Genomic DNA, 17582 nt, shown 5'->3' with positions numbered 1-17582 from the left:
GAGGAACCATGACCAGCGCGGCACCACCCCGGGGGCCCGTCGTCGTCATTGTGGATGACGATGCAGACCTGCGCGCCAGCCTGGCGGCGCTTCTGGCCGAGAACGGCTTTGCCCCCGTCGCCGTGCCCGACAGCGCGGGCTTCTTTGCCGCCGCTGCCGCCGGGCCGGTGGACCTTGCCCTGATCGACCTGCGGCTGGCGGGCGAAAGCGGCCAGACCCTCGCCATCCGCATCCGCGAGACGATGGGCCTGCCCATCGTCATGCTGACCGGGCGCGGCGACGAGACCGACAAGATCATCGGGCTGGAAACCGGCGCCGACGATTACATGATGAAGCCCTTCAACCCGCGCGAACTGGTGGCGCGGCTGCGCGCCGTGCTGCGCCGCTCGGGCCACCCCGCCCTTGCGACACCCGACCGCAGCCAAAGCCGGATGCGCAGCTTCGGCGCCCTGCGGCTGGATCAGACCCGGCGCGAACTGCTGGGGCCGGATGGCACCGAAATTCCGCTGACCAATGCTGAATACCGGTTGCTTGATTACTTCCTGCGCCACCCCGACCGCATCATCCCCCGGTCGGACCTGCTGCGCGAACTGGGCAATGACCTGTCGCTTTACATGGATCGCACTATCGACGTGCTGATCCTGCGCCTGCGCCGCAAGATCGAACCCGTGCCCTCGAAGCCCGCGCATCTGCAAACCCGGCGCGGGCAGGGGTATATCTTCGTCACCGCGCCATGATGCCCCTGCCCCGCCCCAGCGTGCGCGCCCGGATGTGGGGCGCGCTGGCGGCGCTGGCCACGGCCACCGCAATCGTGGGCGCGACAAGCTGGGTCACGCTGCATCAGGCCACCGCCCGGCTGGACCGGCTGCATGACGAGACGCTGACCGCCGTGGACCAGTCGCTGACCCTGTCGCGCCGCGCCTCGGACCTTGCGACCGGGGCGCCGTGGCTGCTGACCCTGCAAAGCCCGTTCCGCATCCGGCAGGAGGCCGAGACCGCCCGCACCCTGATCGCCGGCATCGCCGGAAGCCTCGCCCCCGGCGAGGCCGCGCTGGCCGCCACCCTGCGCGGCATGGATGCCGCCGTGCTGGATCTGGTCGCCGCCGCCTCGGCCCGCGCGGGCTACACCGACCAGATCCTGCGCCTCAACGCCCGCACCGCCGGGATCGAGCGCCAGCTCGTCGCCCGCGCCGCGGCCGAGCCCTTCGCGCAGGACTGGCTGACCCTGCAACGCATCACCCGCGCCCTTCTGGGGGCGGGGCGGGCCAGCAATCTGGTCAGCGTGGGCGAACATCACCGCGAATATTTCCGCCTGATCCGCACTATCGCCGCCACCCCGGCCAACCGCCCCTATCTGGATGAAATGCGCGCCCTCGCCGAAGGCCCCGCGGGCCTGTTCGAACTGCGCCGCCTCGAACTCGCCCGCCAGATCGCCGCCGAAGCCGCGCTGGCGCGCATCCGGCTGGGGGCCGAGGCGGTCAGCCTGCACGCGGCCGAGGTGACGGCCCGCACGCAGGCACAAATTGCCGCCGAACGCGCCCGCACCCTCTCGGCCATCGCTTTCGCGCGGGGCATCATCGTCATTGTCGGCCTGATCAGCGCCGTGGTCGCGCTTCTGGCCGCATTGTTCGTTTCGGGCTATGTCACCGACAACCTGCGCGCCATTTCGGACGCAATGATGCGCCTCGCGGTGGGCGACCGTTCCTCGCGGCTGCCGCGCGGCGAACATGCGGGCGACGAGATCGGCAAGCTGTTCCACGCCTTCCGCGCCTTCCGCGCCAATACCTTGCGGCTTGACCGCTCCAACCGGCAACTTGCACAGCGCAACGCCCTGTTCGAAAATCTGTTCGACGGCATGTCCGACGGTCTGGCCATCCTGTCAGACGCAGGCGCGCTGGTCGCCCACAACCGCCACCTTGCCCCGGTTCTGGGCCTGCCCGCCGGGGCTTTCGACGGCCGCCCCGACATGGCGGCGCTGCTGGCGGGCGCGGGTTGGCAGCGCATTCCCGGCCCCGATGGCTTTGCCGAACTGCATCACGCCGATGGCCGCGTGGTCGATCTGCGCCAAAGCCGCCTCGCCACCGGCGGCACCGTCATGCTGCTGACCGACGTCTCCGCCCGCCGCGCGCTGGAGGACCGGCTGCAACAGGTGCAGCGGACCGAAGCGCTTGGCAAGATCGCGGGCGAGGTCGCGCATGATTTCGGCAATATCCTGTCAACCATCTCGACCAGCCTGCACCTTCTGGAAACCGCGCCGCCCGAACGTGCGGGCGGCCTGCATCAGACGCTGGCCGCCGCGCTGGATCTGGGCACCGCGCTGACCCAGCGCCTGCTGGCCTTTGCCCGCCGCCTGCATCTGGACCCGGAGGTGGTGGACCTGAACGCGCTGGTCGAGGGGATGGAGGATCTGATCGCGCTGGCGCTTGACGACCGCATCGCCCTGACCCTCTGCCCTTCCGCCCGCCCGCTCGCGGTGCGGATCGACCCCGGCCAGATGGAAAGCGCGCTGTTGAACCTCTGCCTCAACGCCGCACAGGCGATTGACGGCGCTGGCGCGATCACCGTCACGCTGGCCCCCGCCCCCTCGGGCCGCGCGCTGGTCGAGGTCAGCGACACCGGGCGCGGCATGACGCCCGAGGTGCTGGCCATGGCGATGGAGCCGTTCTTCACCGCCCGCCCCGATGGCACCGGCACCGGGCTGGGCCTTGCCATGGTCTGCGGTTTCATCCGCCAGTCGGGCGGCGACATCGACATCCGGTCCGAACCCGGCAAAGGCACCAGTGTCCGCCTGCTGCTGCCGCTGGCCACCAGCGCCGAACCCGCCCTGCCCCCGCTGGGCCGCGTGCTGCTGGTCGAGGATGCCGCGCCTGACGCCGCCCATGCGCGCCGCCTGCTGGCCGGGGCCGATCTGACCGAAGCCGCCACCGCGGCCGAAGCGCAACGCCTGATCGCCACGGGCCCGCCCTTCGACCTCGTGCTGACCGATCTGCACCTCGACGGCGCGGCCTCTGGTTGGGCTATCGCCGAAGCGGCGCTGCGCCGGGCCGAGGGCACGCGCGTCATCGTCACCTCCGGCCACCTGCCCGATGCCGACCCGCTGGGCGCCCGCTTTCCCGGCAGGCTGTTCCGCCTGCCCAAACCGCTCGATACGGCGGCACTGTCTGCCTGCCTGCAAGGAAACCGACCGACATGACCCCGATGCCCAAGGCCCTGATCTTCGATTGCGACGGCACGCTGGTGCTGACCGGCGACCTGCATTTCGCCGCCTTCACCGAGGCCTTTGCCTTGCAGGGTGATGCGCTGGACTTGGCCTTCTATCACGCCCGCGGCGGGCTTGCGCGCCGCGAACTGATCGCGGACTGGGTGGCCGACAGCGGCAGCCCGATCGACATCGACCGCGCCGTGCGCGACAGCATCGACGCGGCGGCAAAGCTCGCCCGCACCGGCCAATGCGCTCCCAATCCGCCGGTTGCGGCACTGGCCCGCGCCTGGGGCGCGCGGCCCTCGGCCGTCGCCTCCAACGGCGAGGCGCCGGTGGTCCATGCCATCCTGCGCGGGGCCGGGCTGCATGCGCTGTTCGATACCGTGGTGACGCTGAGCGATGTTCCGGCCGCGAAGCCCGATCCGGCGATGTTCCTGCTGGCCGCCGCCCGCCTTGGCACCGCCCCGGCCGATTGTCTGGTGCTGGAGGACAGCGCACAGGGGATGGAAGCCGCCCGCCGCGCCGGTATCCCCGCACTGGACGTGCGCGAGGCCACGGCGCTTGCCACGGTCGAACATCTGACCCGCAGCCTCACCGCCCCGGCCTGAGCCGCCTCAGACAAAGCGCAGGCTCAACCCCGGCTCCTCTTGCCGCACGGCGCGTTCCAGCAGCGGCAGGTGATGCGTCTGCACATAGGCGGCATGAAAGGCAGAGGGTGCGCTGATCAGCACTTCATGCCCGCTTTCGATGCCCTCCAGCATGGCGAACCACAGACGGTAAAGCCCGGCATCACTTTGTTGCAGCCGCCGCGCAATGCGGGGCCAGGCCCCCTCCCCTTCCGGCATTGGCAGCTGCGGGAAGGGGATCACCTTGCCCCCGGCCTCCGGTTCCGGCGGGGCCTCGGGCGCATCCATCCGCGCCACCAGATCGGGGCCGACCATGTCCCAGCTTGCGCGGGTATCATGCAGGATCTGAGCGATCCCCAGACCGTAGACCGTGACCCGCCCCCGCGCCGCCGGGCGTTTCTCAACCAGCCAGCCGCGCTCTCGCAGCGCCGCCATCTCGCGTTTGACCGTGCGGGTATCGACGGACCAGAGCCGCGCGATTTCGGCCTGACCCACCGAAAGCTGGTCGTTCTGCCAGTTGTAGCGCGCGGTGATCAGACACAGAAGCCGCAGCGTCTGGCGTTGCAGGGTCTTGCCCTGTGCAAGCGCATGGACGCCAAGAATGGTCAGTAGGTCGTATTTGCGCGTGCCGCCACCCCGGCCAACCGCCTTCTTCATCAACATGCCTGGCCTCCGGGGGACACCCCCATCGTTTCTTGGCCGGCAGTTCGGTGTTCTTCTGGATCGCGGACCAAAGAGCGTTGTCCCTGGATGCTTTCCGCTACTGCCCGGCGTTTTTCATTTCGTTGTCGGCATTAGCGTCCTGTCACTCGATTCTGTCAAGGGGCTGGTTCTGGCCGGATCCTTCGGACGGCATATTCGATGGCTTCTATTCAAGAAAGAAATGGTTCTTCTGGTATTAGGGGACATCCTGTCTGTCACCCTATCGTGACGTGAATGTCCCCTCAACCTGTGGCGTGGGTGGCGAAAATGTCCCCCCAATGCTTGTGGCTCCACCACCGTTTCCTGGCGATCAATCCGCAGGTCCGGCACGCGCTATCCGAATCGGTTGCCTGTCTGAAAAGCCTGCGAAATCCAGTGGATCGGGCGATTTCCGATTTTCTGCCAACAAGAATAACTTAGCTTTTGCGGTTTAGGCAAATCCGGCGTATTTCTGAAAAAACAGGAAATCTACGTCCAGTCAACGGAACCGAGCATGTATACCCACGAGGATCTCGCCGCCCTTCAGGCCCAATCGCTGAAGATGCAGGGCTTCATCCGCCGTCAGACTTTCTCGCCCGAGCATGAAAAGACCCTGCGGCGCTTTTCATCCTGGGAGGTGGCGGAACTGATCTTCAAGATCAACCAGTCCACCTTCCGCGGCCGTCTTGCCGCCGACCCCGACCTTCCCGGCGGGGAAGTCGAGGAGGACGGGCGCCAGCGCTGGTTCTCGCTGACCGAGATCAACGAACTGCGGCGCAAGATGAAGATCAACCGCACCTCGCTGATGCCGAAGCGCCCGGCGGGCAAGCGGGCGATCCGGGTGGCGATTTCCAATTTCAAGGGCGGGGCCGGCAAGTCCACCGTGGCGCTGCACATGGCCCATGCGGCGGCGCTGGATGGCTATCGGGTGCTGGTGGTCGACTTCGATCCGCAGGCCACGCTGACGCATTCGATGGGCCTGCATGACGTCAGCGAGGATCTGACGGTCTGGGGCATCATCGCCCGCGATCTGGTGCGCGAGACGGACCGGATGAATGCCATGCCGCAGGCCGCCGAAAGCGGCACCGCCCTGCCCCAGCGCCGCCTGCCCGCCTCGGTCCGCGATCTGGGTCTGGGCGATCTGCGCGTGACCGATTTCATACGCCCGACCGCCTGGCCCACCATCGACATCGTGCCAAGCTGCGCCAATGCCGCCTTCGTGGAATTTGCCAGCGCGCAATACCGGCACCTCAATCCCGACTGGTCGTTCTTTGCCGCCGTGTCGCGCTATCTGGATGCGCTGTCTGCCGATGCCTATGATCTGATCCTGTTCGATTGCCCGCCCGCCATTGGCTATCAGTCGATGAACGCGGTCTTCGCGGCGGATGTGCTGTATATCCCGTCCGGCCCCGGCTATTGGGAATATGACAGCACCACCTCGTTCATCGGGCAATTGTCCGAGGCGCTGGAGGATCTGGCGCATGGGTTCGACGGAACCTTCCCCGCGGGGAAGATGCGGCTGCCGAAAGCCTTTCTCGACCTGCGTTTCCTGATGACGCGCTACGAGCCGGGCAACGAATTGCACCGCGCGATGCTGGAGGCGTTCCGCAAGGTGTTCGGCGATACGGTCTGCAACGAACCGATCGAGATGACCCGCGCGGTTGAACAATCCGGGCGCTTCCTGTCGTCGGTCTATGAAATCGACTATCGCACCATGACGCGCGAGACCTGGCGCCGCGCCCGCGCCTCCTTTGATCGCGCCTACGAAGAATTCCGAGCCTGTTTTCTGGATGCCTGGGCGAAGATGGAGGATGAGCAATGAAGAAGCGCCGCACCTTCGACATCGACCTGCCGGAGGCCGACGAGCCGACCACTGAGGCAGAGGCGCCAGCGCCGCGCCGCTCTCCCATGGCGACTGCCATATCAGAGAACGCGGAATCGCTGCGTGACCGCCGCGCGGTCGAGGCACAGATCCGCGCCGAGAATGACGCGCTGGCGGCCGAGCATGTGCGGATGAAAAAGCTGGGCCTGATCGTCGATCTGGTCGATCTGGACGCGGTGGAGACGTGGAAGCTGGTCCGCGACCGTGCCAAGGGCGACGATATGGAACTGGCCGAGCTGGTCGCCTCGATCCGCGATCTGGGCCTGTCGAACCCGATCCGGGTCGAGGCGCGGGCGGATGGCAAATACGAACTGGTGCAGGGCTTCCGCCGTCTGGCGGCCTATCGGCAGCTTCTGGAAGAGACGGGGGATGCCGAAAGCTGGGGGCGCATTCCGGCAGGGATTCTTCCCCGCGGGGAAGATCTGGAGGCGCTGTATCGCCGGATGGTGGACGAGAACCTTGTGCGCAAGGACATCTCTTTTGCCGAAATGGCGATGCTGGCGCTGAACTATGCCCGCGACCCGCAGACCGCCGAAAACGATGCCGACCGCGCTGTGGCCGAGCTGTTCAAATCGGCGGGCTATCAGAAGCGCAGCTATATCCGGCAATTCATCCGCGTGATGGACAGGCTGGGCGATGACCTGCGTTTTGCCCCGCATATCCCGCGGTCGCTGGGCTTGCAGCTTGCAGCCGCCATCGACGAGCGGCCGGAACTGGTGCCGCAGATCCGTGCCGTGCTGCGCGGCTGGGACAACCGGTCCGTCACCGATGAAATCGACGTGCTGCGCAAGGCGCTTGGCGCCGAGGCCGAAGACGAGGCGGCGCCGGGCAAGGGCGGGGCCGCCGTGCCACCGAAACCCGCGACCAAGGCCAAGACCACCTTTCAGGTGCCGACCCCGCTGGGCACCGCGAAATGCACGGCGGCCAACGGCCGGCTGGAAATCCGGCTGGACCGCGATTTCTCGGCGTTCGACCGGCGCAAGCTGGAGGCGGCGCTGACGCGGCTGCTGGCTGAAATCTCCTGATCTTCCCCGCGGGGAAGGTTTGACCACAGGAAAGACCCGGCGCGCTGCATCGGCAGGCGCCGGGTCTTTTGCATAGTGGCGGAAAATCAATTCGTTGCCGGAGGATGCTGCCATCCGGTGCGAGCTTTGCCTCGCAGGGCTGGCGGGGCAGGGGGGTCAGGCCCCCGTGACCGTGGGAATGCGCGGCGCGGCGCCCCGCTGCACGCGCGAGGCCAGCGCGACCGACAGCGCCTGAACCAGACACATCGGCGCGGCCAGCGAGCGTGAAAAGGAATAATCGTGTTCGGGCACCGCAAACAGCACCCGTGCCGATTTGGCCAGCGGGCTCAGCGTGCTGTCGGTGACCGCGACGATGGGCACGTTGCGGCTACCCGCTTCCTCGACGATATTCACCACCTCATTGGCGTAGAACCGGAACGAGACCGCCAGCAGCACATCGCGTTCGGTGATGGTGCGGGCCATATGGGTGGCCAGCCCGCCGCCGCTGTCCAGCAGGACGCAGCGCTTGCCCAGCATGGTGAAGACATAGCGCAGCAGTTCCACCACCGGCGCGGAGCGCAACTGGCCCAGCAGATAGACCGTCTCGGCCCCGTGCAGCAGATCGGCGGCGCTGGCGAGGCTTTCTGGCGGGATGTCATCCAGCAGGCTTTGCAGCGAGGCGATGTCGCGCACCACCAGATCGCGCAGGAAGCCGTAATCCGAGGCATCCTCGCGGCCCTGAAGCTCCTCCTCAAGCGCCTTCACCCGCGCCTCGAACCCCGGCGCGGCGGTGGAAAGCCGCTTCTGGAACAGCAGCTGCAACTCCTTGAAACCCTTGTAGCCCAGCGATTGTGCGAACCGCACGAAGCTGGAGGCATGGATGCCGCAGCGTTCGGCAATGGCATTCACCGATTGCACCGCCACATCATTGGGATTCTGCGTCAGAAAGACCGAGATTTGCTGATAGGTCTTGCTCATCCGGTCATGGCGCTCATGGATCAGCCGGATCAGCGCTTCATAATCCTTCGGGGGTTCTGTCCCGATTTCTGTCATGATCCGGCCTCCATCGCATAAATATTCTTGCATATGTGGCATGCAGGGATTGGGGCTGCAATGAAAATTGCAGACGGCCATCCGATGATTTCCAACTTACTGGCCGCCGTCAGGGCACGGCCAGCCAACTGCCCGCGCGGGCCGAATTCTGGATCGTCTCGATCAGGGTCTGGATGCGCAATCCGGCACGAAAACCGAAGGGTTCAGCCCGTTTGCCGGCAATGGCAGCCAGATACCCGGCCACCTCGATTGCCTTCAGATCGTTGAAGCCAAGTTGATGGCCGGGCGCCACGCAAAAGGCGCCATAGGGCGCATGATCCGGCGCGGCCTCGATCCGGCGGAAGCCCCGGCGTCCGGCGGCATCGGTGGTCGCGTAGAAATGCAGTTCGTTGAAGCGTTCCTGACTGAAGACCAGCGCGCCTTTCGAGCCATAGACCTCGAAGTCATGCTGCATCTTGCGGCCGGTGGCGATCCAGTTCGCCTCGATGCTGCCGCTCGCGCCATTGGCGAACCGCAGGAAGGCGCGGCCGATGTCATCGACCTCGACGGCCCGTGGCTGGCCATCGCTGCCGGGGCGGCTGTCGATCACGGTCACGCAGTCGCCCATCACGCGGGTGATCGGGCCCAGCAGGAATTCGGCGGTGGCAAGCGCATGGCTGCCGATGTCGGCCAGCGCCCCTCCGCCCGCCGGATCATGGCGGAAGGTGAAGGGGCCGGTGGCATCGGCCATGTAATCCTCGGCATGGACGCCGCGATAGGCGCGAATCTCGCCCAGCTCCCCCGCCGCGATCATGTCGTGCGCAAGGTGGAGCATCGGGTTGCAGAGATAGTTGAAACCGACCTGCGTGCGCACGCCTGCTGCCTCGGCTGCGAGGGCCATTTCCTGCGCATCGGCGGCCAGAGGGGCCAGCGGCTTTTCGCAATAGACATGCTTGCCCGCCCGGATCGCGGCCAGCGCCATGTCCTTGTGCAGCGCATTGGGGGCGGTGATGTCCACCAGATCAATCGCCGGATCGGCCACCATCTGCCGCCAGTCGGCGGTCGCATGGGCAAAGCCCCAGGCCTCGGCCGCCTTGCGGGCCGCACTTTCCGTCACATCGGCGACGGTGTGCAACTCCACCTCGAACGGCAGGTCGAAGACCTTGGCGGCGGTGGCGAAGCCGAAGACATGGGTCTTGCCCATGAAGCCGGTGCCGATCAGGCCGATGCGCAGTTTGGGTTTGTCAGACATGAAGGATGTTCCGGTTGACGATCAGATCAGGGTCTATGGTGCCGTCTAGGCACTGAAGGGCATTCTGGATTGCGGCAATGGCCATGCGTTCGCCGCAGTCGGCGGTCAGCCCGGCGATATGCGGCGACAGGATCGCGTTGTCCTGTGCCAGAAGAGGGGAGGCCGCGGGCGGTTCGGTGTCGAACACATCCACCCCGGCGGCGGCGATCTGGCCCGAAGCCAACGCCGCCGCAAGGGCCGCCTCGTCCACCACCCCGCCGCGCGCGGTATTGGCAAGGATCACCCCGCGCTTCATGCGGGCGATTTCGGCGGCGCCGATGACAGGGCGGTCGCTTTTCGGAATATGGACCGAGATGCAATCGGCCCATGGCAGCCCCTCGTCCAGAGGCACGGGTCGCACCCGCCCGTCAGGCCATCCCTTGCCTTCAAGGAAGGGGTCGCAGGCGCGCACCTGCATGTCAAAGCCCGCCGCCATCCGCGCCAGATGCCGCCCGATGCGGCCATAGCCAAGGATCAACAGGTTCTTCCCGGAAATCTCTTGCGCTTCCAGACGGTTGCGCCAGTTCCACCCATCTGGCGCGCGCACGGAACGGTCAGCGCGCAGCGCACGTTTGGCGCCAGCCAGAAGCTGCATCATGGCGTGTTCCGCCACCGAGACGGAGTTGACATCGCCCACGATGGTCAACGCGATGCCGCGCGCGTTCAGTGCCGCCAGATCGACGGAATCATACCCGACACCATGGCGTGACACCACGCGCAGCCGTTCTGCCTGCGCCACGGTCGCGGCCGTCAGCGGCTGGGTGCGGATCACCAGCGCATCGGCCCGGTGGATCAGTGGCGCGTAGGAGGGCTCCGAGACCTCCTCGACGTAATCCACCCCCAGACCCTGCGCCTGAAGGCTGTGCAGCATCGCCTCGCCCGTCGGGTGCAATTTTCCGGCCACCAGAAGATGCGGCATCAGTAGCCCCCTTTCTGGTCCGGGGTGGGCAGCGGCTCTGCCCCGGTCAATTGCCGCCAGTCACGGACCGAGGCGGCGGCAGCCCCGGCCAGCAGCCGGGAATCGCCCGACACGGTGGTCAGATCAAAGCCCCAGCCGATGGCCTTGGCGGCATAGGCGGGGGTGCCGCAATGGAGACAGGCGCGGATGCCATTGGCCTTGCAGGCGGCGAGGATGCGCTGGATCAGCGCCACCATTTCCGGCTCCTCCCGGTCAAAGCCGGGGGGCAGGCGGCCGTTCTGGGTGCCCAGCGTCAGATCGGCCGGGCCGATGTAAAGCCCGTCAAGGCCGGGCGTCGCCGCGATCTGTTCCAGATTGTCGATGCCCGCCTGTGTCTCGATCATTGCAAGGGCAAGGATCTGGTCATTGACGGCGGGGCCGTAGCCGGGATGGGCAACCGCGGCGCGGGTGGGGCCGAAACTGCGCTGGCCCAGCGGCGGATAACGCAGGTAGCTTACAAATTCCGCCGCTTCGGCGCCGGAATTGATCATGGGGCAGATGATGCCCATGGCGCCCGCGTCCAGCGCCTTCATCACGATGCCGGGTTCGCGCCACGGCACTCGCGCCATCGGCACCACGCCCGCGCCGCGCATCGCCTGCAACATCGGCAGCAGCGCGCTGTAATCCAGCGCGCCGTGCTGAAGATCGACGGTGAGGCTGTCATAGCCCTGTGCTGCCATGATCTCGGCGGTGAAGCTGTTGCCTATGGACAGCCAGCCGTTCAGGGCGGGGCGGCCTGCGGCCCAGATCTGTTTCAGCCTGTTCTGCATCGTCGCCTCCCTAGAACACGATCTGCGCCAGCTTGGTATCGAGGTAATCGCCGATCCCCTCGCTGCCGCCCTCGCGGCCCATGCCGGAATGGTTGGTGCCACCGAAGGGCGCCTCGGAGGCGGCGAGGGCGAAGCTGTTGATTCCCACCATGCCCGCCTTCAGCCCCGCCACCATGCGCCGCGCGCGGTCGGGCGACCGGGTGAAGGCATAGGCCGACAGGCCCATGTCGCTGGCATTGGCGCGGGCCAGCGCCTCGTCCTCGGTCGTGAAACGGGTGATGGCGGCGACGGGGCCGAAGTTTTCTTCGGCAAAGACCCGCATGTCGTCGGTCACGTCGGTCAGCACGGTCGGTTGGTAGAAAAAGCCGGTGTTGTATTCCGGAGCACGCCTGCCGCCATGCGCCAGCGTGGCCCCTGCCGCCACGGCCTCTTGCACCACCGCGTCGATCTCGGTCAGGCGGGCCGCATTGATCAGCGGGCCCATGCCGGTTTCCGGGTCCAGCCCGTCGCCCAGCCGGATCTTCGCGGCGCGGGCAACGAAGCCTTCGACGAAGGCATCATGCAGACTGTCATGCACGAAGAACCGGTCGGGCGTCACGCAGACCTGCCCGCAATTGGCGAATTTCGTCGGCACGCAAAGATCCAGCGCGGCGTCCAGATCGGCATCGTCGTGGATGATTGCGGGGGCGTTGCCACCCAGTTCCATGGACACTTTCTTGACCGTGGCGGCGGCGTCGCGGATCATCTGCTGGCCCACCCGGGTCGATCCGGTGAGGCTGACCTTGCGGACGCGGGTATCGGCCATGATCGGGGCATAGGTGGCGGCAGTCGATCCGACCACGAGGTTCACCGCGCCATCGGGCAAACCGGCCGCGCGCAGGCAATCCACCATGACCATGGCGACGCCGGGCGTCTGCGACGAGGGGCGCAACACTACCGGGCAGCCTGCCGCCAGCGCGGGGGCGAGCTTGCGGGCGGGCAGGGCGGCAGGGAAATTCCAGGCGGTGAAGGCGCCAACCACGCCGACGGGTTCCTGTGTCACCTCGAACCGGCCGCCGGGCACGCGGCTTTCGACAATGCGGCCATAGATGCGGCGGGCTTCCTCGGCATACCAGCGGAACTGGTCGCAGGCGAGCGCCCATTCCCGCCCGGCCTGCGCAAGGGGCTTGCCGGTTTCGGTGGCGATCATGCGCGCGCCTTCCTCGGCGCGGGCGAGCATCGCATCCGCCGCGCGATGCAATGCCTCGGCGCGGGCAAAGCCGCCCATGGCGCGCAGGGCGGGCAGGGCGCGGGCGGCGGCGTCCAGCGCAGCCTGTGTTTCGGGCAGGGTGGCGGCGGGTGCCTCGCCCAGCGATTTCCCGGTGACGGGCGAGATCACCGGCGCGGTGGCGGCAGGCTGGTGCCAGCCGCCATTGATGAACAGGCCGAACGGGCGATACATGGTCAGCCCAGTTCGCTTGTGCGCACGCTGCGCCCCTCGGCGACCGAACGGATCGCGGCCTCGGCCAGAAGCAGGGCGAGACGGCCATCCTCGAACCCGACCGCGACCGGGGTGCCGGTTTCCACCGCATCGACGAAGGCGTCAATCTCTGCCGCGAAAGCCTCGGCATAGCGGTCGATGAAGAAATTTTGCAGCACCGCGCCCTGTGCCGTGAAATCGGCCCCGTAAAGCTGCATATTGTTCATGCGGCGGTTTTCAGAGATGGCCATGCCGCCTGAACCAAACGCCTCGACCCGCTGGTCATAGCCATAGACGGCGCGGCGCGAGTTCACGATGACCGCCTGTTTGCCGCTGGCGGTTTTCAGCACGACGGTGACGGTGTCGTAATCGTTGCAGCGTTCCATCAGCGCCGGATCGACGAGGCGGGCGCCAGTGGCGGTGACTTCGGTCACTTCTTCGCCCAGCATGAAACGGGCCATGTCGAAATCATGGATTGTCATGTCGCGGAAGATGCCGCCCGAGACCTCGATATAGGCATCGGGTGCCATGCCCGGATCGCGCGAGGTGATGACGATCTGATGCAACTCGCCCAGCGTGCCATCGGCGATGGCGCGGCGCACGGCGGCGTGACCGGCATCGAAGCGGCGCACGAAGCCAAGCATGATGGGCAGGCGGGTATCGGCGATACGGGCAGCGCAGACGTTCACCCGGTCCAGCGACAGGTCTATGGGCTTTTCGCAAAGGATGGGCTTGCCTGCCGCAACGGCCTGTTCGATGTAATCGACATGGGTGGCGGTCGATGTGGCGATCAGCACGGCATCCACCGCCGTCGATGCGAAGACGGTTTCGGCCGATTCGAAGCGGGGAACACCAAGCTTTTCCGATACTTCGACGGCAGCGGGGTTGTATGTGTCATAAACCCCGGCAAGCGCTGCGCGCGGATGGCGGGCGATGTTTTCGGCGTGCATGCGCCCGATGCGGCCACAGCCGAGGACGGCGATCCTGAGCATTTCGTTCTCCTCCCGAAAGCGTTGTGCAATATTCATTGCAGAACTATTGTAATGTCAATGGACATTCCGTAGTCTCCTGCCAAACCCATCCGCAGGAGGAGGCGAGATGTCCCGGACCACCGTGCGCCTGACCATGGCTCAGGCTCTTGTGCGCTATCTGTGCAACCAGTTCACCGAGATCGACGGCACCCGCGTTCCGCTTTTCGCGGGGGTGTTCGGGATCTTCGGCCATGGCAATGTGACCTGCCTGTCAGAGGCGCTGGAGCAGGTGCAGGACCAGTTGCCGACTTGGCGCGGCCAGAACGAGCAAAGCATGGCGCTGGCGGCCATCGGCTTTGCCAAGGCCAAGCGGCGGCGGCAGATCATGGTGGCGGCAACCTCGATCGGGCCGGGGGCGGCCAATATGGTGACGGCGGCGGGTGTGGCGATGACCAACCGGCTGCCGGTGCTGTTGCTGGCGGGCGATACTTTCGCCAACCGGCTGCCCGACCCGGTGTTGCAGCAGGTGGAACATTTCGGCGACCCGACGGTGACGGTGAACGATGCCTTCAAGCCGGTTGTGCGCTACTGGGACCGGATCACGCTGCCGGAACAGATCATCTCCTCGCTGCCGCAGGCGATTGCCACCATGCTGGACCCTGCCGATTGCGGCCCGGCCTTCATCGGGCTGGCGCAGGACACGCAGGAAAGGGCCTTCGATTACCCGGAAGTGTTCTTTGAGCCGAAGGTCTGGAAAATCCCGCGTCCGCGGCCTGACCGTGACGCCGTGGCCGGGGCGGCGGCGGCGCTGAAGGGGGCGAAGAAACCGCTGATCATCTCGGGCGGCGGAGTGCGCTATTCGCTGGCCGAGGCAGAGCTGGCCGATTTCGCGGCGCGGCGCGGGATTCCGGTGGTGGAAACCATCGCGGGCAAGGGGGCATTGACGCATTACCATCCGGTCCATGCCGGGCCCATCGGGATCGTGGGGTCCACCTCGGCCAATGCGCTGGCGAAAGAGGCCGATGTGATCCTTGCCATCGGCACGCGGCTTCAGGATTTCACCACCGGGTCGTGGACGGCCTTTGCTCAGGATGCGAAGTTCATCTCGGTCAATGCGGCGCGGTTCGATGCGGTGAAGCACCGGGCTCTGTCGGTGGTGGGCGATGCGAAAGAGGCGCTGGCCGATCTGGATGCGGCGCTTGGCGATTGGGCGGCAGAGGCCGGTCTGATGACCCGCGCGCAACGGCTGTTTGCCGAATGGAACGCGCTTGTGGATGATCACCAGCGCCCGACCAATGCCGCCGTGCCGTCCTATGCGCAGGTGGTGGGGGTGCTGAACAAGGTGGCCGGGCCGGATGACACGCTGATCGCGGCGGCAGGCGGCACGCCGGGCGAGGTGACGAAGGGCTGGCGGGTGAAAAGCCCCAATACTTTCGATTGCGAGTTCGGCTTTTCCTGCATGGGCTATGAGATCGCGGCGGGCTGGGGCTGTGCCATGGCGCAGGAAGGCCCCGGTGCGACTGGTGGCACGCCCATCGTGATGCTGGGCGACGGCACCTATATGATGATGAATTCAGATATCTATTCCGCTGCGCTGACCGGGCATCGCATGGTCGTCGTGGTTTGCGACAATGGCGGCTATGCGGTCATCAACCGGCTGCAACAGTTCAAGGGCGTGCCGGGGTTCAACAACCTGCTGACGGATTGCCGGGTGCAGAACCGGGATGCGCCGCTGCATGTCGATTTCGCCAGACATGCCGAGGCGATGGGTGCAAAGGCCCGCAAGGTGGACAGCCTCGCCGATCTGGAGGAGGCGGTGAAATGGGCGTTGCAGAACGACGGGCCGACCGTCATTTCCATTGTGTCGGACGCCCATGCCTGGGTGCCGGGCGATGCCGACTGGGATGTGGGTGTGCCGGAAATCTCGACATTCGAGAAGGTGCGCGCGGCGCGCAAGGCGCAGGATGCAATTCGCGCGAACCAGCGCGTTGGAGTGTGAACGGATGAAGGCAAGACTGGGCATTGCGCCGATCGCGTGGTGGAACGACGATCTGGCGGAATTGAGCGATGATGTGAGCCTTGAGGAATGCCTGCGGCAGGCCTCGGTCGCGGGCTATACCGGGATGGAGACGGGCCGCCGCTTCCCGATGGACATGGGCGCGCTGGGGCCGGTTCTGGCGAAATACGGGATTTCGGTCTGTGGCGGCTGGTTTTCCGGCCTGCTGCTGGATGGCGATATCGAGGTGGAAAAGGAACGGATCGCGCAGCAACTTGCCTTCTTCAAGGCAGCGGGGGCGCCCTGCATCGTCTATGGCGAAACCGCGCGCAGCATTCAGGGGGTGAAATCGGCGCCGCTGGCGACGAAGCCGAAGCTGACCGAGGCAGAGATTGCCGCCTATGGCCGCAAGATGAGCGATTTTGCCGATTGGTGCGCGGGGCAGGGGATGCCGGTTTCCTACCATCACCACATGGCGGCGGTGATCGAGACCGAGGCGGAACTGGATCTGCTGATGCAGCATTCCTCGGTGCCGCTGTTGTTCGATGCGGGGCATATGGCCTTTGCCGGGGGCGATGTGATGCGGGTGATCGAAAACCACCATGCGCGCATCACGCACGTTCATACAAAGGATATCCGTCGCCCGGTGATCGACGCGCTGGACCGCACGCGCGAAAGCTTCCTCGATGCGGTGGTGAAGGGTGCCTTTACCGTGCCGGGGGATGGCAGTCTGGATTTCGAGGCCATCGTGAAGGCGCTGGCGGCGAAAGGCTATGAGGGCTGGTTCGTGGTGGAGGCAGAGCAAGACCCGAAGGTCTCTCCCCCGCTGGAGATGGCGAAGAAAGGGCATGCGGAGCTGCTGCGCGTCATGGCGGCGGCGGGTTACGAGGTCATGCCATGAACCGCATCGACGGCAAGATCGCCATTGTCACGGGCGGCACGCAGGGGCTGGGCGCGGCCATCGCGCGGGTCTTTGCGGCGGCCGGGGCGGGCGGCATCGTGATCGTCGGGCGCGGGGTCGAGAAGGGCCGCGCGGTGGCGGAAGACATCACCGCCGCGACCGGCGTTCCGGTCGAGATGCTGGCCGCCGATCTGGGCAACATGGACGATGTGCGCGGTATCGTTGCGGCAGCGGATGCGCGCTTTGGCAGGGTGGATATTCTGGTCAATGCCGCCGGGCTGACCGACCGGGGCAATATGCTGAACACCAGCCCCGAGTTGTTTGACCGCATGATGGCCGTCAACACCCGCGCGCCGTTCTTTCTGATTCAGGACGCGGCGAAGGTGATGATCCGCGAGGGGATCGAGGGGCGCATCGTCAATATCGGATCGGTTTCCGGTCTGGCGGGGCAGCCGTTCCTTGCGCCCTATGCCACCTCGAAAGGGGCGCTGGCCACGCTGACCCGGCACGCGGGTTTCGCGCTGATGCGCAACCGGATCCATGTCAATCAGCTCGACATCGGCTGGATGAACTCGGACCACGAGCGCAAGCTGGTGCTGTCGGAGACGGGCGACCCGACCTTCATCGACCGCAAGGCCGCAGAAAAGCCCTTTGGCCGTATCCTCGACCCGGCCGAGGTGGCGCGGGCAGTGCTGTGGATGGCCTCGGATGACTGCGGCATGATGACCGGCGCGGTCATCCCCTTCGACCAGTCGGTCTATGGTGGCTTTGACGAGGCGCCGGTGCCTGCGGCAAAGCTGGAGGGCTGA

The 17582-nt window shown here is 66.3% G+C and carries 15 protein-coding genes; 8 read left to right on the top strand and 7 right to left on the bottom strand.

Features of this window, described 5'->3' with window-relative positions; all coding sequences use genetic code 11:
* Positions 1 to 8 precede the first annotated feature (8 nt).
* From D2N39_RS19735 to D2N39_RS19725, 3 genes are read left to right on the top strand one after another with little or no spacing between them, the layout of a single operon-like run.
* The gene (locus D2N39_RS19735; protein WP_119136502.1) at positions 9 to 737 is read left to right on the top strand and encodes a response regulator; all 729 of its coding nucleotides are present in this window, start codon (positions 9 to 11) and stop codon (positions 735 to 737) included.
* The gene (locus D2N39_RS19730; protein WP_119136501.1) at positions 734 to 3193 is read left to right on the top strand and encodes an ATP-binding protein; all 2460 of its coding nucleotides are present in this window, start codon (positions 734 to 736) and stop codon (positions 3191 to 3193) included. Before D2N39_RS19735 ends, D2N39_RS19730 begins: the two co-directional genes overlap by 4 nt.
* Entirely contained in the window at positions 3190 to 3810 is a 621-nt protein-coding gene (locus tag D2N39_RS19725; RefSeq protein WP_119136500.1) for an HAD family hydrolase, read from the top strand. Before D2N39_RS19730 ends, D2N39_RS19725 begins: the two co-directional genes overlap by 4 nt.
* 6 nt (positions 3811 to 3816) lie before the next feature.
* Here D2N39_RS19725 and D2N39_RS19720 read toward each other — a convergent pair whose 3' ends face one another.
* Positions 3817 to 4491 carry a hypothetical protein gene (locus D2N39_RS19720; RefSeq protein ID WP_119136499.1) on the bottom strand — a complete coding sequence of 225 codons (675 nt, stop codon included), beginning with the start codon at positions 4489 to 4491 and terminating at the stop codon, positions 3817 to 3819.
* Positions 4492 to 5023: 532 nt separating this feature from the next.
* Here D2N39_RS19720 and D2N39_RS19715 point away from each other — a divergent pair.
* Complete coding sequence (locus D2N39_RS19715) at positions 5024 to 6331, top strand: AAA family ATPase (protein ID WP_119136498.1); 1308 nt, start codon at positions 5024 to 5026, stop codon at positions 6329 to 6331.
* Entirely contained in the window at positions 6328 to 7416 is a 1089-nt protein-coding gene (locus D2N39_RS19710; protein WP_119136497.1) for a ParB/RepB/Spo0J family partition protein, read from the top strand. The genes D2N39_RS19715 and D2N39_RS19710 overlap by 4 nt, the downstream gene beginning before the upstream one ends.
* Positions 7417 to 7572: 156 nt before the next feature.
* Here D2N39_RS19710 and D2N39_RS19705 read toward each other — a convergent pair whose 3' ends face one another.
* The 6 genes from D2N39_RS19705 to iolG form a co-directional block, all read right to left on the bottom strand.
* Complete coding sequence (locus D2N39_RS19705; RefSeq protein ID WP_119136496.1) at positions 7573 to 8448, bottom strand: MurR/RpiR family transcriptional regulator; 876 nt, start codon at positions 8446 to 8448, stop codon at positions 7573 to 7575.
* 109 nt (positions 8449 to 8557) lie between these two features.
* A complete protein-coding gene (locus D2N39_RS19700) occupies positions 8558 to 9679 on the bottom strand; it encodes a Gfo/Idh/MocA family protein (protein ID WP_119136495.1) in 1122 nt (373 codons plus the stop codon).
* A complete protein-coding gene (locus D2N39_RS19695; protein ID WP_119136494.1) occupies positions 9672 to 10637 on the bottom strand; it encodes a hydroxyacid dehydrogenase in 966 nt (321 codons plus the stop codon). The genes D2N39_RS19700 and D2N39_RS19695 overlap by 8 nt, the downstream gene beginning before the upstream one ends.
* A complete protein-coding gene (locus D2N39_RS19690; protein ID WP_119136493.1) occupies positions 10637 to 11446 on the bottom strand; it encodes an HpcH/HpaI aldolase family protein in 810 nt (269 codons plus the stop codon). The genes D2N39_RS19695 and D2N39_RS19690 overlap by 1 nt, the downstream gene beginning before the upstream one ends.
* Positions 11447 to 11456: 10 nt before the next feature.
* Positions 11457 to 12887: an NAD-dependent succinate-semialdehyde dehydrogenase gene (locus D2N39_RS19685; RefSeq protein ID WP_119136492.1), complete on the bottom strand. Its 1431-nt coding sequence runs from the start codon at positions 12885 to 12887 to the stop codon at positions 11457 to 11459.
* A 2-nt stretch (positions 12888 to 12889) separates the two neighbouring features.
* Positions 12890 to 13897 (bottom strand): inositol 2-dehydrogenase, encoded by a 1008-nt coding sequence (gene iolG, locus D2N39_RS19680; protein ID WP_119136491.1) that lies wholly within the window; start codon positions 13895 to 13897, stop codon positions 12890 to 12892.
* A 106-nt stretch (positions 13898 to 14003) separates the two neighbouring features.
* On the opposite strand from iolG, the gene iolD reads away from it, so the two are divergent.
* Genes iolD through D2N39_RS19665 form a run of 3 tightly spaced genes read left to right on the top strand, consistent with a single transcriptional unit; the run spans position 14004 to position 17582 of the window.
* Positions 14004 to 15875, top strand: a complete 1872-nt coding sequence (gene iolD, locus D2N39_RS19675) for a 3D-(3,5/4)-trihydroxycyclohexane-1,2-dione acylhydrolase (decyclizing) (RefSeq protein WP_119136490.1) — start codon at positions 14004 to 14006, stop codon at positions 15873 to 15875.
* A 4-nt stretch (positions 15876 to 15879) separates the two neighbouring features.
* Positions 15880 to 16773, top strand: a complete 894-nt coding sequence (iolE, locus tag D2N39_RS19670; RefSeq protein WP_119136510.1) for a myo-inosose-2 dehydratase — start codon at positions 15880 to 15882, stop codon at positions 16771 to 16773.
* A complete protein-coding gene (locus D2N39_RS19665; protein ID WP_119136489.1) occupies positions 16770 to 17582 on the top strand; it encodes an SDR family oxidoreductase in 813 nt (270 codons plus the stop codon). Before iolE ends, D2N39_RS19665 begins: the two co-directional genes overlap by 4 nt.

It is taken from the genome of Gemmobacter lutimaris (assembly GCF_003570715.1).
GTDB lineage: Bacteria > Pseudomonadota > Alphaproteobacteria > Rhodobacterales > Rhodobacteraceae > Gemmobacter > Gemmobacter lutimaris.
The sequence above is the reverse complement of the archived record's forward strand: the minus strand, read 5'-3'. Positions and strand labels throughout refer to the sequence as shown.